Source organism: Rhizobium mesoamericanum STM3625, assembly GCF_000312665.1.
Classification (GTDB): Bacteria; Pseudomonadota; Alphaproteobacteria; order Rhizobiales; family Rhizobiaceae; genus Rhizobium; species Rhizobium mesoamericanum.
The window spans coordinates 1537670-1561715 of the sequence record NZ_HF536773.1 but is presented as its reverse complement, the minus strand read 5'-3'; the positions used below and the strand labels follow the sequence as shown (position 1 = coordinate 1561715).

19 protein-coding genes and 5 pseudogenes are annotated in these 24046 nt (G+C 59.7%); 14 read left to right on the top strand and 10 right to left on the bottom strand.

Annotation, left to right across the window (positions count from 1 at the left end):
• Positions 1-236: 236 nt before the first annotated feature.
• Positions 237-485: pseudogene (locus BN77_RS27510) on the top strand (ISNCY family transposase); the annotation flags it as partial.
• Positions 486-689: 204 nt separating this feature from the next.
• Here BN77_RS27510 and BN77_RS32640 read toward each other — a convergent pair.
• A pseudogene (locus BN77_RS32640) lies at positions 690-904 on the bottom strand (IS21 family transposase); the annotation flags it as partial.
• 539 nt (positions 905-1443) lie between these two features.
• Between BN77_RS32640 and BN77_RS27505 the strand changes: the two are divergent.
• Positions 1444-1632 (top strand): hypothetical protein, encoded by a 189-nt coding sequence (locus tag BN77_RS27505; protein ID WP_007538382.1) that lies wholly within the window; start codon positions 1444-1446, stop codon positions 1630-1632.
• Between the two features lie 418 nt (positions 1633-2050).
• Positions 2051-2335, top strand: a complete 285-nt coding sequence (locus tag BN77_RS27500; RefSeq protein ID WP_007538381.1) for a DUF982 domain-containing protein — start codon at positions 2051-2053, stop codon at positions 2333-2335.
• An 803-nt stretch (positions 2336-3138) separates the two neighbouring features.
• On the opposite strand, the gene BN77_RS27495 is transcribed toward BN77_RS27500, so the two are convergent.
• Positions 3139-4908: an adenylate/guanylate cyclase domain-containing protein gene (locus BN77_RS27495; RefSeq protein WP_007538377.1), complete on the bottom strand. Its 1770-nt coding sequence runs from the start codon at positions 4906-4908 to the stop codon at positions 3139-3141.
• Here BN77_RS27495 and BN77_RS27490 point away from each other — a divergent pair.
• On the top strand, positions 4907-5098 hold the full coding sequence (locus BN77_RS27490; protein ID WP_007538375.1) for a hypothetical protein: 192 nt from the start codon (positions 4907-4909) through the stop codon (positions 5096-5098). The genes BN77_RS27495 and BN77_RS27490 overlap by 2 nt on opposite strands.
• A gap of 462 nt (positions 5099-5560) precedes the next feature.
• On the opposite strand, the pseudogene BN77_RS35180 reads toward BN77_RS27490, so the two are convergent.
• Positions 5561-5713, bottom strand: a pseudogene (locus BN77_RS35180) (bleomycin resistance protein); the annotation flags it as partial.
• Positions 5714-5926: 213 nt separating this feature from the next.
• Positions 5927-6226 carry a hypothetical protein gene (locus BN77_RS35175; protein ID WP_081593607.1) on the bottom strand — a complete coding sequence of 100 codons (300 nt, stop codon included), beginning with the start codon at positions 6224-6226 and terminating at the stop codon, positions 5927-5929.
• A gap of 117 nt (positions 6227-6343) precedes the next feature.
• Between BN77_RS35175 and BN77_RS27480 the strand changes: the two genes are divergently transcribed.
• Together BN77_RS27480 and BN77_RS27475 are read left to right on the top strand one after the other, a co-directional pair.
• Positions 6344-6766, top strand: a complete 423-nt coding sequence (locus BN77_RS27480) for a low affinity iron permease family protein (RefSeq protein WP_007538371.1) — start codon at positions 6344-6346, stop codon at positions 6764-6766.
• Between the two features lie 250 nt (positions 6767-7016).
• A pseudogene (locus BN77_RS27475) lies at positions 7017-7853 on the top strand (HipA domain-containing protein); the annotation flags it as partial.
• Positions 7854-7979: 126 nt separating this feature from the next.
• On the opposite strand, the gene BN77_RS35170 reads toward BN77_RS27475, so the two are convergent.
• From BN77_RS35170 to BN77_RS27460, 3 genes are read right to left on the bottom strand one after another with little or no spacing between them, the layout of a single operon-like run.
• On the bottom strand, positions 7980-8834 hold the full coding sequence (locus BN77_RS35170; RefSeq protein ID WP_007538364.1) for a pirin family protein: 855 nt from the start codon (positions 8832-8834) through the stop codon (positions 7980-7982).
• A 22-nt stretch (positions 8835-8856) separates the two neighbouring features.
• Complete coding sequence (locus tag BN77_RS27465; RefSeq protein ID WP_007538362.1) at positions 8857-9237, bottom strand: DoxX family protein; 381 nt, start codon at positions 9235-9237, stop codon at positions 8857-8859.
• An 18-nt stretch (positions 9238-9255) separates the two neighbouring features.
• Complete coding sequence (locus tag BN77_RS27460) at positions 9256-9864, bottom strand: FMN-dependent NADH-azoreductase (protein WP_007538359.1); 609 nt, start codon at positions 9862-9864, stop codon at positions 9256-9258.
• 111 nt (positions 9865-9975) lie between these two features.
• On the opposite strand from BN77_RS27460, the gene BN77_RS27455 reads away from it, so the two are divergent.
• The 8 genes and pseudogenes from BN77_RS27455 to BN77_RS35745 all read left to right on the top strand — a co-directional run.
• Complete coding sequence (locus tag BN77_RS27455) at positions 9976-10908, top strand: LysR family transcriptional regulator (protein ID WP_007538357.1); 933 nt, start codon at positions 9976-9978, stop codon at positions 10906-10908.
• Positions 10909-12106: 1198 nt separating this feature from the next.
• Entirely contained in the window at positions 12107-12697 is a 591-nt protein-coding gene (locus BN77_RS27440; protein ID WP_007538352.1) for a TetR/AcrR family transcriptional regulator, read from the top strand.
• Complete coding sequence (gene fabF / locus BN77_RS27435; RefSeq protein ID WP_040678856.1) at positions 12697-13965, top strand: beta-ketoacyl-ACP synthase II; 1269 nt, start codon at positions 12697-12699, stop codon at positions 13963-13965. Before BN77_RS27440 ends, fabF begins: the two co-directional genes overlap by 1 nt.
• 271 nt (positions 13966-14236) lie before the next feature.
• Positions 14237-16255, top strand: a complete 2019-nt coding sequence (hflK, locus tag BN77_RS27430) for a protease modulator HflK (RefSeq protein ID WP_244426247.1) — start codon at positions 14237-14239, stop codon at positions 16253-16255.
• A gap of 80 nt (positions 16256-16335) precedes the next feature.
• Complete coding sequence (hflC, locus tag BN77_RS27425) at positions 16336-17265, top strand: protease modulator HflC (RefSeq protein ID WP_244426246.1); 930 nt, start codon at positions 16336-16338, stop codon at positions 17263-17265.
• Positions 17266-17321: 56 nt separating this feature from the next.
• Positions 17322-18305: a protease modulator HflK gene (gene hflK, locus BN77_RS27420; protein ID WP_244426245.1), complete on the top strand. Its 984-nt coding sequence runs from the start codon at positions 17322-17324 to the stop codon at positions 18303-18305.
• Complete coding sequence (locus BN77_RS27415) at positions 18302-20248, top strand: heavy metal translocating P-type ATPase (RefSeq protein WP_007538340.1); 1947 nt, start codon at positions 18302-18304, stop codon at positions 20246-20248. Before hflK (BN77_RS27420) ends, BN77_RS27415 begins: the two co-directional genes overlap by 4 nt.
• Positions 20249-20303: 55 nt before the next feature.
• Positions 20304-20378: pseudogene (locus BN77_RS35745) on the top strand (nitroreductase); the annotation flags it as partial.
• A 283-nt stretch (positions 20379-20661) separates the two neighbouring features.
• Here BN77_RS35745 and BN77_RS35165 read toward each other — a convergent pair.
• The 3 genes from BN77_RS35165 to BN77_RS27400 all read right to left on the bottom strand — a co-directional run bounded on the left by BN77_RS35165 (position 20662) and on the right by BN77_RS27400 (position 24029).
• A complete protein-coding gene (locus BN77_RS35165; protein WP_244426244.1) occupies positions 20662-20934 on the bottom strand; it encodes a hypothetical protein in 273 nt (90 codons plus the stop codon).
• Between the two features lie 503 nt (positions 20935-21437).
• Positions 21438-22670, bottom strand: a complete 1233-nt coding sequence (locus BN77_RS27405; RefSeq protein WP_007538338.1) for an amidohydrolase family protein — start codon at positions 22668-22670, stop codon at positions 21438-21440.
• A 9-nt stretch (positions 22671-22679) separates the two neighbouring features.
• On the bottom strand, positions 22680-24029 hold the full coding sequence (locus tag BN77_RS27400; protein ID WP_007538336.1) for an 8-oxoguanine deaminase: 1350 nt from the start codon (positions 24027-24029) through the stop codon (positions 22680-22682).
• Between the last annotated feature and the right edge of the window lie 17 nt (positions 24030-24046).

Below are 24046 nucleotides of genomic sequence, written 5' to 3'. Positions count from 1 at the left end.
GATAGATTATCCGATTTTCTGTTGTAAGAGCTATTTAGTAATGCGACAGTTGGGCCAGTTAGAGATGCGACAGTCGTCGCCTCTTGGGATGCTGGTCGAACGTCAACGCTGGAAGAAGACTGGCGACGTGCAGCATGGCGAAGGCCATCTGTGTTCGGAGTCCTCATGTCTTGTTTGATTGTCATGTCGCAGAAGGAATTGCATCGCCTCGAAGTCGTCCAGAAGATTCATGATTCTACACGGTGTTCGATAAGGACCAGCGGGTGACGCATGCGGCAATCACCGAGAACAACCGGCTCGGCGAGGTCTTGGCCTATATCAAGGAGCGCCAGGACGAGCGACACGCTCCGAAGGTGAAGACCAACAGCGAGAAGATTAGCTACACGCCGCGAGGCCGCAAGCCGGGCCGGCGGACGGATATCATGAACGATCCGAAGGCCCTTGCGCGGCGCCAGACACTGTCGCGGCTTAATGCTGCGGAGTGAATGGTCGATGGAATACTCTCAAAGCTTAAACCGAAGAGGCGTGCTTCACCCGCCCCCTCCCTTCCCTTACAACCCGGCCCAGCCGTTCCGGTCGGGGGCTTGCCTCAGTGCGGGTGGAGGTCGAGTGTCGCATTTCTAAATGGCTGAAGACGCGCCGGCCCAGTTCTCAAACCGGCGACCTGCGATGGCGTTCTTATTGACCTAGCCGACCCCGCGCTCGTCCTTTCCCTTTGTCCAGGCCCGGTACGGAGCGCAAGCACGTGGCACGAAGCTCCAGTAACGCGGAAATGCCCATAGCCGTGCATTGAGCGAACCTCCCGACTGACCCCGTCGTGATGCTCGACAAGCGCCTTCGCATTATTCAGCAGAACCTCACTGGGAATGCCCCCGAATCGAAGAACCGCGCCTTCCATCCCTCGGTCTGTCCTTCTCGCAGTGAGTAAGGCCAGGCTGTAAGACAGGCCAGTCGATGCGCACGTTTAAGAATTCTAAATTGTCTGGTAGGTGAAGGAACAAACGCTGAGGCGGATTGGTTTGCGCGCCGAAGAGGGGCGACGCACCCCCCTCTTTCATTTCCCTAGCGCCACCTGCCCCGCTCGCATCAAGCGGGGCCTTTTTCTGCCCTGCCCTAGCAATCGACTCCGGCAGTTCATCTGGCCGATCCTCCGACCAACATGACAAATCCGCCCGGTATGATCGAGGCATTTTTCAGGGAATTCAGCCGATCGTTTGTGACCGTCTCACATCCTCACCGCGCCATCCACCTTGCGATATCGACGTCGTCGCCCCAGCTGCGTGGAGGGTCCTCAGTCCTAATGTTCCTGTTTCTGAGGATCGTGCCCAAAGCGCTTTACGCGGGCCGCGCCCCGTTTTCGATGGCAAGAAGCGGGGCTGTCTCGAACCGGAACTAAATCACAAGCGACATCGTTGTGGGGTAAAAGAAAAAGGAGGCCCGGTCATGGGTATCGAGCAAGCAAAAACCGAAAAAGGCAGGGAGTCCGCCCGCGGACTGCGTAAGAGCGCAGCCAAGGAGGAGAAGAAAGTTGAAGCGCAGAAGGGCTCCGATTTGGCCAAAGGAGCAGATCGGTTCGAAGAGCGCTCAATAAGCTCTGACGGGAAGAGTGCACGCGATAAGCAGCGACTGTAGTGCGCCGATCGCCCGCTTAATGGCAGCTGCTTTGATTGGTGAGGTCGACACGCTCCGCACCTGGCTGCGCTCATTAGCGAAGGCTGTTCTCTGCTTCGGTCTTCCTTGGATGCTTCTCGCCCCGCACCTGGATGTACTCTTCCTTGACTATCAGCCTCTCCCGTTTGACCGCAGGCACGAACCCACGCTTGTTTGCATCTCTTAGCCTCTCCCTGTCTTCAAGGCACAAAATCCAGCCAGAGGTGCACGTTTGAGAATCTTCCAAATCGGTAAGTGGCGGAACAAACGCCGAGGTTGCCCAAAGCCTGCAATGATTCTAATCCTTATATTTGGTGTCGCTAATATATTCTTTCGGCGCATCTGGACGAACGCGAATTGGTCGCCATTTTCTGATTCCTGCTTTGTCAAGGGTGCAGCCATGAATGAAGACCTTCCCGTCCTAATCAAGCCACTCGAAGTGGAACTAAACGGAGTCGGCCAATATCAGCACGCCGAGACAGTGCAGGATTTGGTGAAGATGCTGATGGGCGGGAAATGGCCGGCCGGCGGCAGGAAGTACCATAACGCACTGTGGCGGTCGATGGAGGCTATCGACTGGTATATCGATGCCAGTACGGCACGCGCGGCTTTCGTCGATGCGGCCCGCGAAGCCGGAATGCACGTTCTCCCTGATGATGTTGCCGGAATGCGGAAGGCCAGCTAAACAAGATCATGTTGCGATTATCGTTTCTAGTCATTGGTCTGAGCATTGCAGCATCGCTTTCAGCGTGCTCTCCTCCTCCCAAGCCAGTTGATCGTAACAGTGATGCTATGCTCACCACGAAACGTTCAAACAACGGGAACAAAAACGCTGCGCGTGTTCAAGGCGTAAGTGACTGCAAGTCCAAGCCAAACTATGCAGGAATGCTCCGCACACTTTGCTATTGACGACTGACGCTGCAGCACCCGAAAGAAAGCCCCGCTAACGAGAGCAGGGCCAAGTTGAGTGCACTGGAAAGGTCGGAACACGAACGCGTACGTTCAGTGTTCCGAGCCGAAAAACGCTTATCCCAGCTGCGCTGTTCCGGTATGAAAACGTACAAAAACCCCGCAGACACGGCTGCGGGGCAGTTTTGAGCATTGAAACGCTTTGCAGGGGTGTTTGCAAAGCCAGCGACAAACCCTAGAGCGCCGCCGATTGTTCCAACTCCTTTTGGCTGATGGCTTGACCGAGAATCCCACTGCGCCCGCATATCCAAGCCAGGGCCGAGGACCCTTGGCACCCACATGATCAACTCCTGCTCTGTAAACCGGAGTGCGGGAAATGGGGCGGGAGAATCTCGAACCCCGCTGGTGGCGCGCGGAACACTATCGGCATTGGGAAGACATCAAGGCCCGCGGTAAGAGTCGCACCCTGAGCTCCGCCTGACTGTCAAAGCCGTCCTTCTTCGCAAAGGTTCAGGGAAATGGCCCCCGCAGAGTGGGTAAGGGCGGGGGGCCAGACCCGAAAGTCGCGTGGACCCATCATTATACGACATCGGCCTTTCGTAGCCCTTCCATGACGAGCTCGAAATCGGCGGGGTTCTTGAAGGGCAAGACTTTGCGGCGGTATTCCAAGGAGTACTCGGGATTGACGCGCAGGACCTCCTGCCACGTCGCCCGAGCCTCTTCGAGACGACCGAGGTGTCCGTAACAGGCGGCCAGAAGCGCGCGCGAGACGTCGGTGACGGGATTGCGACTCACGCGCTGCACCAACAACTTAACGGCCTCTTCGTACCTTTGCAGTTGAAACCAGGCCCAGGCCTGAAAGTGGAGAACGACATCCGGAAAGTACGGGTTCAAGATCCTGGCCCGATCGAAACAGGCGAGTGCCTCCTCGGATCTGCCTGAATAGAGAAGTGCCTCCCCGAGGCTGACCTGCCCTTCGGCGAAGTTCGGATTGAGACTTATTGCACGCTCGGCCTCGCTGATAGCTCTGTCGTGCTGTCGTGAGTAAAGCCTGACCACACTCAGTGCCCAGTGGGCCACGGGATCGCTATCATCCCGCGCCACCGCCAGCGTCGCAGCCTCTTCGGCCTGCTGAATCGAGCGCTGTGGCGACGCACTCCACCGGTTCAAATAGTCGAGCTCGTGGGTCAGGGCGAGAAAGGCGTGCGCCGAGGCGAAGTTCGGGTCCAGCTCGACGGCATGTTGCAAAAGGTCGCGTGCGTCGCTGTTCGTTTGCTTCGTCAGGCGATGCCACAGCTCCCGGCCACGCAGGAAACAGTCATACGCCTCGGGATGCCCGGTCTGCCCCGGCACCAGCCTTTTCCGATCGCCCTCTGTCAGGTTGACCGCCAGCGCGTCGACGATCTGCTGCGTTACATCGTCCTGAACAGCGAATATGTCGGTCAGATCGCGATCGAACCGCTCCGCCCATAGATGCCCGCCGGTGGTCGCGTCGATAAGCTGCGCCGTAATGCGTACCCTGTTCCCCGATTTGCGTATACTGCCCTCAAGAACATACCGCACCCCGAGCTTCGTGCCCACCTCCTGCACATGGACGTTCTTGCCCTTGAAGGTGAACGACGAATGGCGGGCGATGACGAAGAGCTGCCTTAACTTCGACAGCGCCGTGATGATGTCTTCCGAGATGCCGTCGGCGAAGTAGTCCTGTTCGGCGTCACCACTCATGTTGGCAAAGGGCAGGACGGCGATCGACAGCTTGGGCGATGTTGCCGTCGCCGGTTGGTTCGTCGCGATCACCGAGGCCGCGGCTGCCTTGGTCCCGGCGCTGCCGACTTGCAGCGAATAGATCCGGATGGGTTCGGCGATGTTCTTGAGTTGCGTGTTGCCGAGATCGCTGACCGAGAGGTCCAGCCTCGCCTTGACTTGGCGATAGGCATCCTCCGATAGACAGATCGCGCCCGCCGCGGCGACGCCCTCCAATCGCGAGGCGATGTTGACGCCGTCGCCCATCAGATCGCCGTCGCTTTCCTCGACGACATCGCCCAAATGGATACCGATCCGGAACTCGATGCGACGGTCCTGGGGCACGCCGTCATTGCGTTCAACCATACCGTTCTGCACTTCAACGGCGCAGCGCACGGCGTCCACCACGCTGCGGAACTCGACCAGCGCACCATCGCCAGTTCGCTTCACCACCCTGCCATGGTAAACGGCGATCGTCGGATCGATGAGATCGCTGCGAAGTGCCCGTAGCCTCGCCAGGATGCGTTCCTCGTCGGCGCCGGCAAGCCGGCTGTACCCAACCACGTCGGCAGCCAGGATTGCAGCCAGCTTTCGGATCTCGCTCATGGCGCCTCTCCTCACTTTCAAGATAGCAGGGAGACAGGGGGCAAGAAAGAACTTTCAGCCGCTGCTCAGAGCGCTCTCGATTGCGATCGAGTCGGACACAGCCGACGTTGTAGCGCTACGCAATCTCTTCAGGCTCCCGGCCGAGATCTTCCGCAAGAAGCTGCTCGCGCAGATGAGACATGTCGGGTAGCGTAAGGCGGCCCGTAAGTCGCGGTTCAGCATGAACTCACAACGACCGTTGTGTTGCAGTGTCGTTGTGTGTCCGGGACACGTCCCAAGCTATCGATCCAGGCTTACCCCGCCCAACGACGCACTTGGCCGCCGTTCTAATAGCTGCAGGGGCGATCACCGCCGAACCCATGCGCGCAGGGCAAGTTCAGCGGGCGATTTCGATCGTTTTGATAGGCTGTCGATGTGCAAGCCGAGATGATCGTAGCGAGAGTGACCAGCGCTCCGACTGCCATGAAAGCGAGATATCGGTTCATTGAGCTTCTCCCGTAAGAGGCTTTACTCACTCGCATGCAAAATCGGTTCAGCCAATTTATCACGTGTGCGGCAGGCGTAACAACTTTGGTTATGTAGTTGGGCCGTTAACCGCCGCGATATCACTGCGGGTGAAACTTAAGCGGCCGCCAAGCGCGCTCTTAGAAAATCAAACATGGTCGGGCCCCTTCCTGAGCACTAGGAACTTGTTCCCTTTCGGATCCCGGAAGTAGGCGCAGTACGGACCGTCATCACCTCTTAGCCCTGGGGCGCCCTCACCTGGGCCGCCAGCCGCTGAAGCGTGCGCATGCGCCTCCCGGACTATGAATTCCAAGAATATACCTACTAGGGAAACTGGGACGACAAGTTCTTCATGGAATAATATCGATCGCGGTTCAACGGCGTTCCCGTCGACTGCTTATCGTTGCTCCCATGAATGACCTTGGAAACTGGGACGAGTGACAGTAGCCGAGACAGCGAGCGGGGCGAGCCGTTGACCAGCGTGACCTGACAACAGCCACCTGAGCGTGAGCAGCTAGAGATGTTCGATCTCGCTCGCCCGGACGACGATTTCCTCTTGGCGAAACCGAGCCTCCAGCTCCTTGCGATACGACGCCCACCATGTCCTATCAAGGTCATCCGTCATCACCTCGGCGACTACGATCCGATCACGCTCGACCTCGCCATCATCATCCCAGATCCCTTCGGCGGGAGAGTCGACGTGCAACGTCGCCCCGCCAAATCTTTCAGTCAGCTCGTCTCGGAGCCGATCGAGATTCGCCCGGCTCTCGCGGGTGTGCGTTACGGGAAGGAGTATCTCGACAAGATATGGCATGTGCGCTGAACCATGGCTCACCTCGAAGGTTCCCGCCGCCGTGCACTATCCGGTGGTCGATCAGGAACCGCGCGACGCGCGTTCGCGTTATTCTCGGCCGGGCAACGTGAGGATACAATGAGCGACAACGCTGCATCCAAGACCTTTTCGAAATTCGCAACAACCCTATCCGACCTTTCCGGAAAGCCGGCCACGTTCGTTCTCGCCGTGGCACTGGTCTTAGCGTGGGCGGTGTCGGGGCCATTCTTCGGTTATTCGGAGACCTGGCAACTCGTTATCAACACGAGCACGACCATCGTGACCTTCCTGATGGTCTTCGTCCTACAGAACTCACAGAACCGCGATGGCAAGGCCCTGCAGGCGAAGCTCGACGAGTTGATCCTGACGTCACAGGCCCAGAACAAGTTCGTCGGCATCGAGAAGCTTGACGAGCAGCAGCTCCGGGAAATGAGCAAGACGTTGGCGGAGAAGGCTGAGTGTGTGGAGGACGTCGCCGAAGAAAGAGCTGAGAACCGTGCGCGAGGTCAGGCACCCGCCTGACGCTGTTCCCAAGTCGAGAGAGTTCCTCCGCCTCAAGCCGTTCGATGCCGATCATGTGGTTCGCTCGACCGGATTAAATTCGTCGACCTTCACCTGGAGCGCCCCCATGTCGCCGCTCTGCGAGGGCTGCATGATCAGCAGAATGAAAAGCTATCAATGATTTAGGTTAAGACTATCAATGATTTAGGTCACAATCAAATTTGAAACTAACGCGTATTTGAAATACGCGATAGTTTCATCTTCTTGAATCGCGACGGGCGCAACACCGCGTCTCTCTGGCGTTCAGATTAAGGCGCCGATGTTCCTCGACGCGGACGGCATTCTTATGCCCAGCACAGGTCAGCCGTTTACGCATGTTCTGAAACCCGCAGGCACGTCGAGATTCGAGGCGCTGCCCGCAATCGAATGGCAGTCCATGGAGCTTGGCCGGGCGGCCGGATTCATCGTGCCAGCTATTGCGCTCGTCGCTATGCCGGATGGCATGCCGCACGCGCTCGTGGTTGAGCGGTTCGATATCCGCACCGGCCTTGAAGACATGCGCCGTCTGGCGCTCGAGGACATGACATCGATTCTGGGCGTCCGTGCGGAAGATAAATACACGGGCACCATGGAGCGGATCGCGGCCGCCTTGCGCCCGCTCTCTACTGACCCGGATGCTGACCTGCTAATGGTCTTGCGACGGGCACTGTTTGCCTGGCTGATCGCGGATGGTGATATGCACCTGAAAAACATGGCAGTCCTTAAAATTGCGGAGCCAGGGGGGAGAGATTTTGGCTCCGTCTGGATGGCCCCACTCTACGATGCGGTGACGACACGGGTATTTCCGAACCTGCAGACTGATCGCATGGCGCTCAAAATAGGCGGCAAGGACGAACGGTTGAAGCGAGCGGATTTCAGGCGTTTTGCGGCGACGGCAGGTATTCCGGCGGCGGCCGCAGATACCTCCATGGATGAACTCGCAGCGGCGCTTGCGCGCGGACTGGACGCTCTCGTTCTGCCGCCGCCGCTGACAGACGGCTCAGCCGGTGCTGAACGGGCGGCGCAGATGCGGGAGATTGTCCGCGAGCCTCTTGCCAGTTTTGAATAGCGTCGGGCGTTTCAGCGCTTTGGCCGCTCGCCCCGTTTTCGGCTGTCCTCGTAGTAAGCGCCAACACCGTAACGCACAGCGGCCGCCCGAGGGGCGACCGACATGGCTTGCGATTCGGGCCTGTACTCACTTTCGGGCGCCGCTCGGCCGGATTTCCTCGATCCGCTTTTCGCCTGTGTCGAGTGCCTGTTGCGACGTGTGGACGGAATAGTAGCCAAGGACCAGATCGTGAGGATGCGGCACGGCCGAACCGAGCACAAAGGTTGCGCCTTCAGTGCCGGCACGCAGCGGGATCGGCGCAGCGCTTTTGTCGAAGGCGATCATATCACCGCCAAGGAACGGTTCATCTGCGATAAGGGCGCCGTGAGAGACGGCGAGCCAGCCGACCTCGTGTCCTGCAGGCGTTTCGTAGGTCCATTCCGCGCCGGGCGCGAGCGTCACCAACAGGTAGTTTAGCCCATCGAAGGAGCGGGCCGGACTGCGACACCCCTGATAGGTTCCGAGGATAACCCGCGCCGGACCGACGGCGGGCGTATCCCGTGACGGAACGAACTGCCATTCGGCAGGCCCCAGCTCCAGGGCAGCCGGCAACGCCACCCAGAGCTGGAAACCACTGAACCTTGGCGAGGAACCAGGCGTAAACTCGTCGCCATGCCAGATTCCGCGGCCCGCCTGCATCCATTCCACGCCACCATAGTCCAGCACGCCGTTACCCCAGTCGCCCTTGTCGAAATGCAGGTTGCCCTCCGTAAGAACGGTGACTGTCGCGATGCCGGAATGCGGATGAATGTTGACGCCGCGAGCAATCGATGCGTCCGCGTCGACCCGATCAAGAAAGACGAACGGCTTGAGATAGTGCCCGAGGTCCGACGGGCTCATCAGGCGAGCAATGGGACCGTGGCCCGACGCCCGGTTGCGATGAACAACCTGCCGTTCGGCGACTTTGGTCGGGGCGAGTGCGACTGCGCTTTGATGCTGCATGGGGAAACTCCTTCGTGCGAGATCAGGCTTTGGTGGTTCCCTGGAGATGTCCGATCACCAGTGACCCTGCGCCATCGGCAGCGAGCATTAGGAAGCCGCCCGCAAGGCCCAGGTTCTTCATCAGGTCGAGCGGCATCTGCAGGTGTACGATCAGGGCGGTGGCGACACACCAGGCGGCGAGCAACAGGCTGATGGGCCGGACGGCAAAGCCCGCGACAATAGCCACTGCCCCGACAATCTCGCAGATCCCGACAAGATAGCTGAGCAGTTGCGGCGCAGGCAGATGCAGGCTCGCCAACAGCCCCGCCACCCCTGCGGGATCGGCTACCTTCCCAAATCCGCTAACAATGAAAAGAATGGCGAGCAGAATGCGCGCGCCGAGTTTCATGATGTCGTTCGCCATGGGATTTCTTCCTCTTGCTTAAGCAGCGAGCTTCGCGATCTCGGCTTCGGCGGCGACAATCGCCTGTTTGCGCTGCTCTTCACCGAGCGCAACGCCCTCGGCCCGAATGAAGGCCACGTCGGTCACGCCAAAGAAGTTGAAGACACTGCGCAGGTAGGTTTCCTGATGGTCGAGGGCTTCCATAGGTGTGCCCGCGCCATACATGCCACCGCGCGAAGACGCGATGATCACGCGCTTGCCGCCGGCAAGTCCCTCCACACCGTTTTCAGTGTAGCGGAATGTCCTGCCTGCCACCGCGAGACGGTCGATCCACGCCTTGAGCTGGCTCGGAATACCGAAATTGTACATCGGCGCGCCGATAACGACGATGTCGGCTGCAAGAAACGCCTCAAGCGCGGCGTTGCCAGCGGCAACATCGTCCGCAAGCGTGGCGGCTTCGGGCACCACACCATGGGCGGCTGCAAGATGTTGGCCCGTCAAGTGGCCGATCTCCTGACCGGCGAGGTCGAGCCGCGTGATCTCAATATGGGGATTGGCGGCCAGTTCGGCCGCGACGATTGCTTGGGAAAGCTGACGGCTGACCGAGGCGGCACCGAGAATGCTGGAGTCGATATGCAGAAGTCTCATAGTCCGTATTCCTTCGAACAGCGCTGAATTGCGCTTGACGGAGAGATAGGACCGCCCGATATATCTGAACAGGCTATATTACTCGATACAAAGCATCTGCTGGATAGATAGATGATAGACGCAATCACGCTCGACCAAATGCGCACGCTCGTTGCAGCCGCCGAAAGCGGAAGCTTTTCAGCAGCCGGCAGACGGCTCGGCCGGGCTCAGTCGGTCGTGAGCCAGACAATCCAGGGGCTTGAGACCCGGCTCAAGGTAACGCTTTTCGAGCGGGACGGCCGTTTTCCGGTCCTGACCGAGGCCGGGGTTGCATTGGTGAACGAAGCACGCGCAGTCCTGCGCCAGGCAGATCATTTCAAGGCTCGCGCACGGGATCTCGCCGGGGGTGTCGAGCCGGAACTGTCGATCGCCATCGACGTGATGTTCCCGATCGATATCTTCACCTCGGCGGTGGCCGAATTCGGAGAGATCTTCCCCGATACGACACTGCGCGTTTATGTCGAAAGCCTGGGCGCTGTTATCCAGCCGACCCTCGAAGGACGCTGCTCCTTTGCCGTCGCCGGATCGATCGCGCTTTTCCCTCCTGAACTTGATCTTGAGCGGCTTCTCGCGGTGCGATTGACACTGGTGGCATCGCCGCTGCATCCGCTCGCACAGATGCCGGAGGCGATTTCGCCCGAGCAGCTCGCCGAGCACATCCAACTGGTGCTGACGGACAGGTCGAGCCTTTCGGAAGGCAAGCAGTTCGGAGTTCTCGCCGCCAAGACCTGGCGCCTCGCCGACCTCGGCGCGAAACATGCTTTCCTGAAAGCCGGACTTGGGTGGGGCAGCATGCCGACCTGGATGATCAAGGCCGACCTTGCCGCCGGCAGCCTCGTCGAACTTAACGTCGATCCAGGGGTCTGGCCGCAGGGTGACCAGATGCCGATGCACGCCGTCCACCGATCGGGCGCGCCTCCCGGCCCGGCGGGACGCTGGCTGATCGAACGCCTGCGCGACCGGGCACAGCGTTGCGTCCGGCGGGAAGAACCGTCTGCCGGATAGGTTGACAACACAAGCGGCCTCATACCCTTTTTTCGGGAGTGTACAGCGAGATAGAGCGATTTAGACTTGATCGAATTGGAATGCTTGAATCTTGCCCAACGCCGAGCACCCACGCGGTGCGGCTCGTCGATGATAACGGCCCCGACCTTGCCGCTGGGCCTCAAGTCGGCCTGAGTTGCCGGATCACGCTTTGCTGGCCGATTTGCTTGACTAGCTTGTTTGCAGTCCGTCCTGCCCCTTCGACATCCGGCTTGTCCTGATCGACCCAGCGCAAATTGGCGCCCGGACGGCGTTTCCGTATGAGTGAAAACGCCGGGCTCCGCATCGAAATACGCCTCGCGGACGAGCGGCCGTGCTCGGGTGCAGTTTTCAGGGCGCCCTTTGCAGCCTTGCCGCGTCCTTCGAGAAAGACTGCGTCGTTGTTGTGGGCCTCGGCAAAGCCTGGGCGGAGCCGTAACACCTCCTCGTAGTGACGACCGCTTAGAAGCGGTCGTTCAATCGTTCGAACAGGCCGGCGAGCCGAAGCCAGGCGTCGACGTAATCGGGTCGGTGCCTTGTCGCGGGTTGGTAACTGGACACGCCCCCTCGAGATTTCCGTCCTGTTCGACAAGTATCGCGTAGTTGCAGTGTTGTTCAGGACAGCATGGCTTCGTAGTGATTCAGGGCGCCGCGCCGATCGCCGGACGACTTGAGCAGTACTCCCAGGCTGTTGTGGGCTTCGGTGTAGTTTGCGCGGAGATCCAACGCACGCTCGTAGCACCGGAACGCGTCGGGCGCGCTGCCAGAGCCGCGTTGCTGGCCGACGCCCTTGAGAAATCAGTTCTCCATAGTCGTTCGATCGTCTTTCGGATCGCCATAACCAGCGTCGACGGGCACGCCATTTGGATTTGGCGCCGGCGCATCTCTCGTGTCGCGAGGCGGAAGCTTGCGCTCTGACTTTGGCGCCGGATCTTGGGAAGGCGGATGGCGGACCGGCTGTACTTTGGGATCGTCCTTTTGGGACGAAATTCCAATTCTCTCAGTCATAGGCTTGGTACTCGCGTTTTCCACAAGAAGAACTTGTCGGATGAAGCAAGGTTCCGACCAAATGAAAGCGTCACTCGTACGACCGACAGCCCCCTAACGGTCGCAGTAGTTTTAGATTGCATTCTAAATCTAAACGTTTATAGATGTCGCTCGAAATCTAAAGGAGACGACCATGAGGGTTAGCCGAGCCCAGGCAGAAGCAAACCGTGAAACAGTAATCAACGTAGCCAGCAGGCTCTTCCGCGAGCGTGGCTTTGATGGCATCGGCCTTAAGGACTTGATGCAAGGTGCCGGTCTCACCCAAGGCGGCTTCTACAAGCAGTTTGATTCCAAGGATGACCTCGCAGCGCTTGCCTCAAGGCGCGCAATGGAAAGCACGACCCGAAGGTGGTCCTCCGTCGCGGCGTCCAGTCCTGATCCGCTCCAGGGTGTCATTGACCTCTATCTTTCAGCAGAGCACCGGGGCGAAACCGCGGACGGGTGCCCGTTAGTCGCCCTCGGGTCAGACGCTGCGCGCCAGAGCGAAGACATCCGCGAACCGTTTCAAGATGGCATCAAAGCACATCTGGAGGTTCTGGAAGAACTGCTGCCAGCGGCAGAACACGAAGAGGCGTCGAGCAAAGCCATGTCATTGCTCGCGCTGATGGTCGGCGCGGTGACTTTGTCGCGCATCGTGACTGACAAGAACCTAGCGGATCGCTTTCTCGAAACCGCGATTGCTGAAGCGAAGCGTCTCACGGCCGCTCGTATTGGGGAGCCATGATGCGTCGTATCGTTGTAACAGGCATGGGTGCGGTCAGTCCGCTAGGTGCCAGCGTCAGCAGCTCTTGGTCTGGTTTGCTGGCGGGGCAATCTGGCGTCGGGCACCTCCCCGACGAGGCCGTTGGCGATCTCCCAGCCAAAGTTGGCGGCGTGGTCCCTTCTCTAAAAGAGAACAACGAAGCTGGCTTCGATCCTGACAGCGTGATGCCAATAAAGGATCAACGTAAGGTTGACCGGTTCATCCTCTTCGCACTAGCGGCGGCAGGCGAAGCACTCTCACAAGCACGGTGGAGACCCATCTCTGAGGACGAGCGCCAGCGGACGGCAACGATAATCGCGTCGGGAATCGGGGGATTTCCTGTAATCACGGACGCCGTTCGAACAGTTGATGAAAAGGGGCCGCGTCGGCTTTCACCCTTCACAATTCCATCGTTCCTGGTCAATCTCGCGGCTGGCCATGTTTCCATCCGTCACGGCCTCAAGGGGCCGATCGGCGCTCCTGTGACAGCATGTGCCGCCGGAATCCAGGCAATTGGCGACGCAGCCCGCATGATCCGGGCGAACGAAGCGGACATCGCAGTCTGTGGTGGAGCGGAAGCGTGCATGAACACCGTAAGCCTTGGGGGCTTTGCGGCCGCACGCGCTCTATCGACACGGTTCAACGACACCCCTGCCCTCGCATCGAGGCCGTTCGACATGATGCGCGACGGGTTCGTGATGGGTGAAGGCGCCGGAATCCTGGTGATCGAATCCTTGAGCCACGCGCTTGCTCGCGGGGCGGAGCCGATCGCTGAACTGGTTGGCTATGGAACAACCGCCGACGCCCATCACGTGACCTCTGGTCCCGAAGACGGATCGGGTGCGGCAAGGGCGATGGAAATCGCGATCCGTCAGGCGGGTATTTCTCCGCATGAGATCCAGCATCTCAACGCTCACGCTACGTCGACGCCACTCGGCGATCGCGGAGAAATCGAGGCTATCAAGACGGTGTTCGGTTCGGCGGGAGGGATCGCGGTCAGTGGCACAAAGTCGGCGACCGGGCACCTCCTCGGCGCCGCAGGTGGACTGGAAGCAATCTTCACGATCCTGGCGCTCAGAGATCAGGTAGCACCACCAACGCTGAACCTCAATGCACCCGATCCCTCTGCCGATGGAATCGACTTCGTCGCGAACAAGTTCCGGCCCGTCCGAATGGATCACGCAATCACCAATGGCTTTGGCTTCGGGGGCGTGAACGCGAGTGCTGTGTTTCGGCGTTGGGCCAGTTGACCTCATGGACAGCAGCGGTCGAGCAGCGGCCGAGGAGTCTATCGGTGCGGTCTTCATGCCGTGCCAAGTTCCCTGCGGCACACCATCGGTTCCAGCCCTCTCCGACGCGGGTCCGATAGCCGCCGACGGGACCCCTTTCGCTACGTTGGTCAAGACAAAGCCTTGCAGACAAGGGAACGATACGTAATAACGTACCTCTACGCCCAACTGGTGAGGCTGGCGAGGCAGCTACCAGATCTTTCTTCAACGCGGCACCGCATAAAGTATGGCAATGCCGAAAGCCATTTTCGACGAGACCCAGCAGCTTCCTGAGATCAATGACCGAGCAGGTTTCCAGCTTGCGGCGGTCCAAGCTCACGATCTTGCGAGCCAAGGCTTCAAGATTTCAATCTTCGTGGCTCTGCTTTTGCTGGGCGCGCTTATCGCGAATACCCTTAGCCTGAGTGCCATCTGGATCGCATTCTTCTGCACCAATGCAGCCGCGCTCATTCTTTTTGGAACGGGGCTTCAATCTGCCTACGACATCGCACGCTGGCGTCGAGAGCAGGCGGGCCTTGCCAGCCTACCGCTCGGAAGGTTGCAGCAATGGACAATTGCCCTCGTCACCTCACCATGGTTGTCCGAGGACACACGAGAACCGGATCGGTTTGAACGATTGAGCGGGAGCGTACTCCTTGCCGGGCAGTCATTTTTGTCACGCATGGGGGCCCACCCACTCCGGGTCTTCTGTCTTGCCCTCTTCGCATGTCTGATCGTCTATGCTGGCTGGAGCGTAAGGGCCGATGACATAGCACTGAGAACGATGACCTTTCTCATCATTACGGTCTGCCTGGCTTTCGCGTTCCTTCTGCTGGTGACGGAACGACGGCTTGCCGGCATCGATGCGGTCGAGTGGCGGGAGGCGAAAGCAGTCTCGCAATTGGCGCGCGTGCCCATTTTGGTGCTCATTGTGTCTTGCTTTTGCCTGCTCCTGAGCACACGCGGGCCTGGACTGTCGATCAAATTCCTGGCGGCCTTGGGAGGCTTTGTCGTTCTCGTCGGGTTTGAGTTGCTGCTCCGCGCGAGCGTCGCCATGTTCGGCCCGCAAAACGACAGCCGCGAGCCGGTGTTGATCACCACGAGCCTTGTCGCCGGCGCACTTCAGTGGCCACCCCAGCCTTTGATCGGCCTTCAATCCGAGTTGCAAGCCAAACACGGCATCGACCTTCGACAGGTCTGGGCCTTTTCGTTCATTCGAAGGGCCGCTCCCGCCATCATTTTCGGAACACTGCTTCTGGGTTGGCTAATGAGCGGTGTGCGCGAAATTTCGATGAGCAACCGAGGCGTTTATGAGCGGTTCGGCAAGGCGGAGGCCGTCCTGCATTCCGGCATTCATGTCGGCCTTCCATGGCCATTTGGCCGTGTCCTTCCTATCGAGAACGGCAGCGTGCATGAACTGGCAACGTCCGTCAGCACGAATATCAATGGTGAGCCGCCGGCCGATGCCGAAGGGCCAGCACCGGAAAGTGCCAATCGGCTGTGGGATGCCACGCATATCAGCGAGAAATCACAAGTGATCGCTAGCGGCAGCGACAGCGAGCAGAGTTTTCAGATTGTCAACATGGATGTGCGCTTCCTCTATCGCATCGGTCTTTCTGACCGAGCGGCGATGGAGGCGGCCTATCGGATAGGCGATCTCCCAGACTTGATCGAAAGCACCGCGAACCGCGTGCTGGTGCATGACTTTGCAAGAAGGACGCTTAACGATGTCTTGAGCGAAGGCCGGTTGACACTGGCAAACGATATTGCCTCGGCAGTCCAGAAGAATTTGGACGATCTGAACAGCGGTGCCGAAATCCTCGCGGTCGTGGTCGAGGCCATCCACCCGCCCGCCGGAGCGGCCAATGCCTTTCACGGTGTCCAGGCAGCCCAGATCAGCGCCGAGGCGCTCGTCGCACGCGAGCGCGGAACGGCTGCCGAACAGGCGAACGAGGCTCAATTGAATGCCAGCCTCGTCCGGGACAATGCGATGGCGACGGCAAGGGAAGGCATAGCGGCTTCGGAGGTTTCGAAACTGCGGTTCGAGGCCGAGCAATCGGCTTTCCACGAGGCGGGACAGGCGTTTCTGACAGAGGAATACTTCAATCAACTGACGACGGGGCTATCCCGCTCGAAGGCTCTCGTCCTCGATCACCGCATCGGCGGAAACATCGCTCCGACCCTTGATCTGCGGAGCAGAATGTTGCCGGTCGATCCCGACACAACTGCCGAGCCTAACACTCCACACCAAAGCGAAAAAACCGGCCCATGACCGACATGCACGCTCATCCGGATTCAGACCATCACGGTCACGATCATCATCATCAATCTCAAGGCAGTGATGACAATGAAATGATGCCCTTTCGGTGGTCCCGCCTCATCGTTGCGGTGATTGTGGTCGCGATTATCCTGGTCGCCGCCTGCCTCGTCCAGGTGAGATCGGGGGCGGCGACCATCATCACCAGATTTGGCAATCCTGCTCGCGTTCTTATCCAACCAGGCCTCGCCTTTCGGCTTCCCATCCCGCTAGAAAAGACCATCGACGTCGATTTGCGGGCTAAGTCGACCTCCAGCGGCCTGCAGGATGTCGGAACCAAGGATGGCTTGCGGATCATCGCGCAAGCCTATGCAATCTGGCAGGTCCCGCCTGAAGCGGACGCCATCAAGCGGTTCGTCCGGTCGGTCCAGAACCAGCCAGAACAGGCGGCGGCACAAATCCGTACTTTCCTCGGCTCATCGCTCGAAACCACGGCCAGCAATTTCGACCTGACGTCGCTGATCAACCCCAATCCGGACAAGCTGCGAATCGACGACCTCGAAGCGCAGCTCAAGGCCCAAATCGAACGGAAATTGTATGATACCTACGGCCTGCGGGTTGTCGATGTCGGCATCGAACGGCTGACCCTGCCCTCCGTGACGTTGAACGCCACAGTCGACCGTATGAGGGCCGAGCGTGAGACGATCGCCACCGAACGCGCGGCAGTCGGCAAGCGCCAAGCAGCCGAAATACGCTCTGCAGCCGAACGCGACGCGAGAGTTTTGCAGGCGGACGCGACTGTGAAGGCCGCGGAAATAGAGGCAAAGTCCCGCGTCGAAGCGGCTCAGATCTATGGATCAGCATACAAAAGCGCGCCGGGGCTTTATGAACTTCTGCGCTCCCTCGACACGCTTGGCACGATCGTGAATTCCAACACGCGCCTTGTCCTGCGCACCGATGCCGCACCATTTCGGGCCCTAATAGATGGACCGCCCAGCATCTCGTCGGTTGGCGGAGCACGCTGAAGATGCACACGGCCGGGGATAGATATTCAACAGCGCAACATCAGGCAGTTCATCTAGTGTCCGTGCTATTGTCTGCGATGATGGTTCTTGCGGCCGTTGTCTGGGCGACATCCAATATCAGGGAGATTGCGCCACAGAACCGGGCCGTGGTTCTACATTTGGGTGCTCTGAGCCGCGCGCAGGAATCCGGCCTGCTGTGGGCCCTGCCCGCACCTTTCGAGAGTGTTCTGCTTCTGCCGGACGCCGGAACGGTTCTGGAACGCAGGATCAGTGGATTGCTTCGCTCTCCCGAGGCCCAAACCGGCGAAGCCGGCGCTGCAAGCGAGAACGACACCTTGGCGGGCTCGGGATATCTGCTAACCGGCGACGCCAGTGTCGTTCAGCTTGATATCCGCATCTTTTATCGGGTGACAGACCCCTTTGCCTACGTCCTGCAGGAACAGCATGTTCTTCCGGCGCTGGACCGCATAGTGACCCGTAGCGCGGTTGTGGTCTGCGCATCACGAGACCTGGACAGTATTCTGGTCGCGCGCCCGGAACTGGTCGCTTCTGACAGCGATGTCGCCGCCCGTCGCGAGCGCTTGCGAGCTGATCTGGTGAGTAGCATTAACGCCAGCCTGGCAGCGCTGAAATCGAACGGCATGAGTCTCGGGATCGAGATTGACCGAGCTGATGTTCAATCCGCGCTTCCGGCAGCGTCCGTGAGCGCGTTCGATGCGGTGCTGACGGCAAGCCAGCAAGCCGAGCAGGCGATTGCGTCGGCGCAAAACGATGCGGAGAAGGACAGACAGGCCGCCGATCAGCAAGCCGACCGGATCGTGCAGGTGGCGGAAGCGCAATCCAGCGAGCGGCTGGCAAAGGCCCGAACTGACACAGCCACCGTTACAGGCTTTGCCAGCGCGCGGGGGGCCGACAGCGACCCCGGACTTCTCTGGCGTCTCTATCGAGATCGCGTTGCCAAAATCCTTTCACAAGCAGGCTCTGTGGTTACGGTCGACCCCAATGACGCGCGCCTCATTTTGCAGGGAGCGGACAAATGAGTGTCCTGGGGGATCATTCACACGGCTCCCATGGCCACCATACGCACCATCATGGCCATATGCTCAGTTCAGGCTTGCTGACCGCAAGCGAAAAGCAAGCGGCGGCCGTCCAGCTCACGTTCGCTATGATCGCATTGAGCCTGCTTGCTCTCGGCATTGGCTGGCGTTGGCTTGCCCCAGACGAAGAGGGCATCAGCCAGCTTCTACTGGCAGTCGCCTCGCTGATCGTTGCGGTGCCGGTTGTCCGGTCAGGTTGGCATAGCCTGCGCCACCCAAGCCTGCACGGCATTACGGATCAACTGATCGCTCTTGCTATGTTGGCCGCTTGGGCGACGGGCGACCTCCTCACCGCCGCCCTTCTGCCGATCATCATGATATTCGGCCATGTGCTGGAAGAGCGCAGTGTCATCGGGTCAAAAGAAGCGATGGAGGCGTTGGCGCGTCTGACCCGTAGCCACGCACGCCTTGTCACCCCGGAGGGCGGAACGCGTGAAGTCGACAATGCCGCCTTGAAGCGAGGCGACCTGGTGGAAGTGAGAGCGGGAGATCGCATTCCTGCCGACGGTCGCGTCAGGACAGGAGAGGCAAGCCTCGACACTGCGCCGATCACCGGAGAATCCGTACCTCTCGAGGTCTCCGCCGGTATGGACGTCTTCGGAGGGGCGATCAATCTGGATGGACGCCTGGAGATCGAGGTGACCCGCACCGGCGGCGATTCTACGCTTGGAAGGGTTATCGCGCTGATGCAGCGCGCGGAAAACTCAAAGCCGCCGATCACCCGACTGCTGGAGCGTTATGCCCAGCAATATTTGGGTTTCGTATTGACGATGGCCGCGATCGCCTGGTTCCTTACCTACAATGACCAGGTCATGCTTGCGATCCTAGTTGCCGCCTGCCCCTGCGCCCTTGTCCTGTCTGCGCCCGCGACGGCGATTGCCGGCATTGCGGTGGCGGCACGCCACGGCATTCTCATCCGCAGCTCGGCATTCCTGGAGGAACTGGCTGATCTAAGGTCGCTAATCATCGACAAAACCGGCACTGTCACCTTCGGGCGACTTCGGCTGCAGGAAGTTGTCCTGACTGGCAATGAGGACCGGGAAGGTGTTCTTGCTTTGGCCGCGTCTTTGGGGGCTGCCAGCAGCCATCCGGTTAGCCGAGCCCTGGCCTCACTTGTCGCTCATGAAGCATATTATCCGCTGACGAATGTCAGGGAAATCCAAGGTCTAGGTGTGATTGCTAACGGCGCGGCGGGCGAAGTCGCTCTTGGACGCCCCGAGCTGTTTGGACGCATGTCAGTCGCCGTTCCTTCCATTCCCTTGCACGACGGTCCGCTCGCAGGGTTATCCATCGAAGGCGACTTCGTCGCTTGGCTACTCCTGTCGGACACCGTCAAGCCGGAGGCGGCGGGGGCATTGATGGATTTGCGGGCGCTTGGGCTCAATCGTCAGCTTCTCTTGACCGGCGACCGTCCCTCCGTCGCGTACGCCTTGGCAGAGGAGATCGGCATAAACGATGTCGTGGCTCAGGCCCTGCCCGCCGACAAGCTGAACCGTGTGATGAGCGAAACGAAGAGCGGGTTCAGACCTCTTGTCGTCGGCGACGGGATCAACGACTCGCTCGCCCTGAAAGCGGGCGCTGTCGGGATCGCGATGGGCGCGGGCGGCGCCGATATCGCACTGGCCTCCTCAGACATTATTCTGATCGGTAGCGACTTGCGGCGGCTCGGCACGTGCATCCGCCTCAGCCGGCTATGCCGCCAAACGCTGAAAGCCAACGTCACCATCGGCCTCGGCTGGACGGTGGCGATCGTAGCATTGGCCGGGTTCGGGTTTCTTGGAACGGCGGGAGCCGTCGTCGCGGCGATCCTCCACAACTTCAGTACTTTGCTGGTTCTCGCCAATGCCGGCCGCTTGATGCGATACGACGAGCCGCTTGCAGCGTAAGGCAGCATGCGGTCAATTGAGCGCAGATGCCGTCTGTTCCTTGTTATCAATCTGCGACATGGGACGACCGCAATAGGCCGACGTCGGCATGTATCTCCAGACCGTCATGCTGCTGCTCCGCGCAGATGGGGAGGAACGGCTCTCGTTCAGGGTTTCCAAGAGCTGCCAATCGCCGCGGGTTCATCGACTCCTTCGGGAAGATCGGTGAACTTTCTGGCGTCCTCTGGCCTTCTTCCGGGCTTGCTCGGATGAAGCATTTCATCGATTACATCGTCCGCTGATGCGATGACACCCACATCCTCCAATCCACGGAGCAGGCCCACGGTTGAGATCAGGTGGAGATTTGGTGGCCTGTTGAAAACCCTTAGGCCAGCGTCTTCGAACAGGATCGCGGCGGGTTCATTGGTCTTGAGTTAGCGTTCAATGCCACCTTCATCGGAGAGGAAGTCAACCATTGCGAGTTCACTGGCGTTCTTCTTGAGTTTTTGCCCAAGCCGGCGCTTTTGTCGTTCAATCTTACCTATGTCTGTCCGCTCGATCACGAAAGGTGGAGAGTTACCATCGATGAAATCTTTAACTTTGGCATCTTTGAGGTGGGAAAGATCGCTGGTGAGTTCGTCATAGACGGCATCAACGATAACAATCCGCATATCCAGTTGAAGCAGCAGGCTAAGCCGATCAGCCACCAACAGGCTATCGGACCGCGTCAGGCAGCATAATCATGCACCTCTTCATCCCATCCTCCAGAGCTTTTCGAAGATGGCCGCCTGGTTTTCGATTTCATGTGCCGGGGGAAGCGCCATGGGAAGGTCTGCGTCTCCCGGCGCCACGAGCAGGTCTGCGTAGTTCCTCAGACCAAGGCGGCGAACAGCGAGTGCAAGGATTGTGCTGAATTGGGTCTGCTAAAAATCTTCGACACCACAAGTCAGAACTTTCCCTATCATGGGCCAGGATCTGGAAGATCGGTCTGGATTCCACATGGCATTTCGAAGGAAGCTCGGAAGGAAACAATCGATCACCCAGTCAGACATGGCCGCTAAAATGGGCACGAGTCGAACTCAGGTGAAACGAGTGCTCGACCCTCACAGCGTGGCCGGTTCACTTGAAACACTCGACCGAGCTGCCCGATCGGTGGGGAAAAACTGAAGGTTGAGCTCGTCGATGCCTGAAAGAACTTACCCCAGATGAATTAAACTTCGCGCACGAAAAGCCGAGGGCGCGGCCGTAAGAAGCTCTGGCGGCCATTTTTCCAGCCAATGAGCGCAGGCGCTATAGTCGCGACAGCGTCGGCAGCCGACGAGGCGTCGAAGAGGACAATATCTGCGGCATTGCCGATGGCAATGCCGTAGCCCTCGCTTCTTAGGAGGGTGGCAGCCTGGGTCGTGGCCATAGCGAAGACGCCGTCGAGGCCATCGGCGGTGCCGATCTGGGCGATGTTGGCGTAAAGATTGGCCATACGCATCAAGTTGACGTCGCCGAAGGGCGTGAATGGGTTCATGACATTGTTAGTCGAGATGGTCGTAACGACGCCGAGGGCTGCCAGGCTGTGGGCGGGCGTCACGCCGCGCGGGATGAGATGGGTCGAACTACGGCCGGTCAGGAAGAGATCCGTAGACGGCAGGACGGTTAATCCGATGCCGGCCTCGGCAAGGTGGCGGCCGATCGTCTCCAGCTCTTCCGGTGGCAAAGCTGAGAGCTTGGTGACATGGCCGACCGAGACGCGTCCTTGGTAGCGGCGCGCGACAGTCTCGGCGATGACAGTCGGAAGATTAGAGCCTGAGGGGTTGAGGTCGAAATCGAGGTGGAAATCGACGGCGACGTCTTGGCGCATGGCGAGGTCGAAGATCCGGCGGATGTGTTCGGCGGGCTCCGGATCGGTGTAAGGGCAGCCCCCCACCAGATCGGCACCTGTCCTCAGCGCCTGTTCCAGCATCGCCTCCGTTCCGGGATCGTTCGTTAGGCCCTCCTGGGCAAAGGCGCAGATTTCGATGTCGATGAGGCTGGTATAGTCGGCCTTTAGATGCTTGATCGCCTCGAATGAACGGAAGCCGGCGCGCGGGTCGATTTCGACAAAGGTGCGCAGCCGGGTAGTGCCGTTGAGAACTGCCTTTTCGACCACTGCAGCAGCGCGGGCATAAACGTCTTCCTCGCTAAAGGCGGCCTTGGCTCGGGAGGTTTCGCTGACAGCCTCCGCGAGGGTCCCGGTGCAGAGATTGCAGCGGCTTATGATGCCGGCCTTATCGAGGTGGATGTGGGTTTCAATGAGACCGCCGCAGGCGAATTTCCCCCCGGCATCATAGTGCGGTGCATCGCAGACGAAATGAGGCGCGATCGCCGCGATGCGGCCCGCCTCGAAGGCGATGTCCGTCGGTTCGATCAAGCCCGGCAGTCGGGCATTGCGGATGACGAAATTGATCGCCATGGGACCTCCTCAGACCGACAGAAGAAAATTGCGGGCGACGCGGTTGTGATCGGCGATTAGCGCCTCGATATCAACGCCCGCAGGCATGCCGTCGGTGACGCGCCATTTGCCCGCGATCATGACGCGATCGGCCCTGGTAGCGCCGCAGAGCACCAGGGCGGCGAGCGGATCGCCGGCGCCGGAGAAACGCAATTCATCGAGCTTGTAGAAGGAAAGGTCCGCCTGGTGGCCTGGCGCGATCGTGCCGATATCGTCGCGGCCGAGCAGCTTTGCAGAGCCGGCGGTTCCCCAACGCAGCGCGTCGAGATGAGTGACGGCTTCGGCGCCATAGGTCAGCCGATTCAGCATCAGCGCATGGCGCACGCTTTCCATCAGGTTGGAATTGTCGTTGGAGGCGGAGCCGTCAACGCCGAGACCGACCGGCACACCTGCGGCTTCCAGCTCAAAGGTGCGGCACATGCCGGATGCAAGCACCATGTTGGAGGTTGGGCAATGGCAGATGCCGACGCCGTGGCGGCCGAGTTCGGTGATCTCGCCATCGTCGAAATGGATGCCGTGGGCGAGCCAGGTGCGTGCATTCAGCCAGTTGCAGCGATCTAGATATTCCACGGGTGTACAGGCGAACTTGCTGCGGCAGAATTCGGCCTCTGCGCTCGTCTCGACCAGATGGGTGTGGAGCCGGCAATCGTAGCGCTCGGCCAGTGCCGCCGTTTCGCGCATCAGCTCCAGCGTGACGTCGAACGGCGCGCAGGGCGCGAGCGCGACCTGCGTCATCGCCCCTTCGGAGCGGTCGTGATATTGCAAAAGCACACGCTCGCTGTCGGCCAGGATCACGTCGTCGTCCTGCACGACATTGGCGGGCGAAATGACGCCTTGCTGATTCTTGATGTTGAGGCTGCCCCGCGTCAGCGTGATACGCATGCCGAGGCGGGCTGCCTCTTCGGCCTCGACATCCATCGCGTCTTCGAGGCCGGCGGCGTAGAGATAGTGGTGATCGGAGGTGGTGGTGCAGCCCGAAAGCAGGAGCTCAGTCAGCGCGAGACGGACGGCAAGACGGAAGGCTTCGGGCGTCATATGCGTCGCCCAGACCGGATAGAGCGCGCGGATCCATGGCCAGAGCGACTTGTTGATTGCGGCCGGATGGGCGCGTGTCAGCGTTTGGAACATATGGTGATGGGCGTTGACGAGGCCGGGAATGACGACGTGCCGGCCGGCGTCGAAACATGCATCGACGCTGGCCGCAGGCTGCCGTCCAGCCGTGACCAGCTCAACGATACGGCCATTCTCGACTACGATGCCGCCCTCGGCGCCCTCGGCCATGATGGCGAGCGGCGATTGAATCCAGAGACGACCCTTCATCGGTGGTGCTCCCACGC

Bases quoted from the DNA above. Each gene is read 5' to 3' on its own strand.
- BN77_RS27400 (WP_007538336.1), bottom strand. From the start codon at position 24,029: ATGAAGGGTCGTCTCTGGATTCAATCGCCGCTCGCCATCATGGCCGAG.
- BN77_RS27505 (WP_007538382.1), top strand. From the start codon at position 1,444: ATGGGTATCGAGCAAGCAAAAACCGAAAAAGGCAGGGAGTCCGCCCGC.
- BN77_RS27455 (WP_007538357.1), top strand. From the start codon at position 9,976: ATGATAGACGCAATCACGCTCGACCAAATGCGCACGCTCGTTGCAGCC.
- BN77_RS27495 (WP_007538377.1), bottom strand. From the start codon at position 4,908: ATGAGCGAGATCCGAAAGCTGGCTGCAATCCTGGCTGCCGACGTGGTT.
- fabF (WP_040678856.1), top strand. From the start codon at position 12,697: ATGCGTCGTATCGTTGTAACAGGCATGGGTGCGGTCAGTCCGCTAGGT.
- BN77_RS35170 (WP_007538364.1), bottom strand. From the start codon at position 8,834: ATGCAGCATCAAAGCGCAGTCGCACTCGCCCCGACCAAAGTCGCCGAA.
- BN77_RS27440 (WP_007538352.1), top strand. From the start codon at position 12,107: ATGAGGGTTAGCCGAGCCCAGGCAGAAGCAAACCGTGAAACAGTAATC.
- BN77_RS27415 (WP_007538340.1), top strand. From the start codon at position 18,302: ATGAGTGTCCTGGGGGATCATTCACACGGCTCCCATGGCCACCATACG.
- BN77_RS27405 (WP_007538338.1), bottom strand. From the start codon at position 22,670: ATGGCGATCAATTTCGTCATCCGCAATGCCCGACTGCCGGGCTTGATC.
- BN77_RS35175 (WP_081593607.1), bottom strand. From the start codon at position 6,226: ATGCCATATCTTGTCGAGATACTCCTTCCCGTAACGCACACCCGCGAG.
- hflK (WP_244426247.1), top strand. From the start codon at position 14,237: ATGCCGAAAGCCATTTTCGACGAGACCCAGCAGCTTCCTGAGATCAAT.
- BN77_RS27465 (WP_007538362.1), bottom strand. From the start codon at position 9,237: ATGGCGAACGACATCATGAAACTCGGCGCGCGCATTCTGCTCGCCATT.
- BN77_RS27460 (WP_007538359.1), bottom strand. From the start codon at position 9,864: ATGAGACTTCTGCATATCGACTCCAGCATTCTCGGTGCCGCCTCGGTC.
- BN77_RS27500 (WP_007538381.1), top strand. From the start codon at position 2,051: ATGAATGAAGACCTTCCCGTCCTAATCAAGCCACTCGAAGTGGAACTA.
- hflC (WP_244426246.1), top strand. From the start codon at position 16,336: ATGATGCCCTTTCGGTGGTCCCGCCTCATCGTTGCGGTGATTGTGGTC.
- BN77_RS27490 (WP_007538375.1), top strand. From the start codon at position 4,907: ATGGCGCCTCTCCTCACTTTCAAGATAGCAGGGAGACAGGGGGCAAGA.
- BN77_RS27480 (WP_007538371.1), top strand. From the start codon at position 6,344: ATGAGCGACAACGCTGCATCCAAGACCTTTTCGAAATTCGCAACAACC.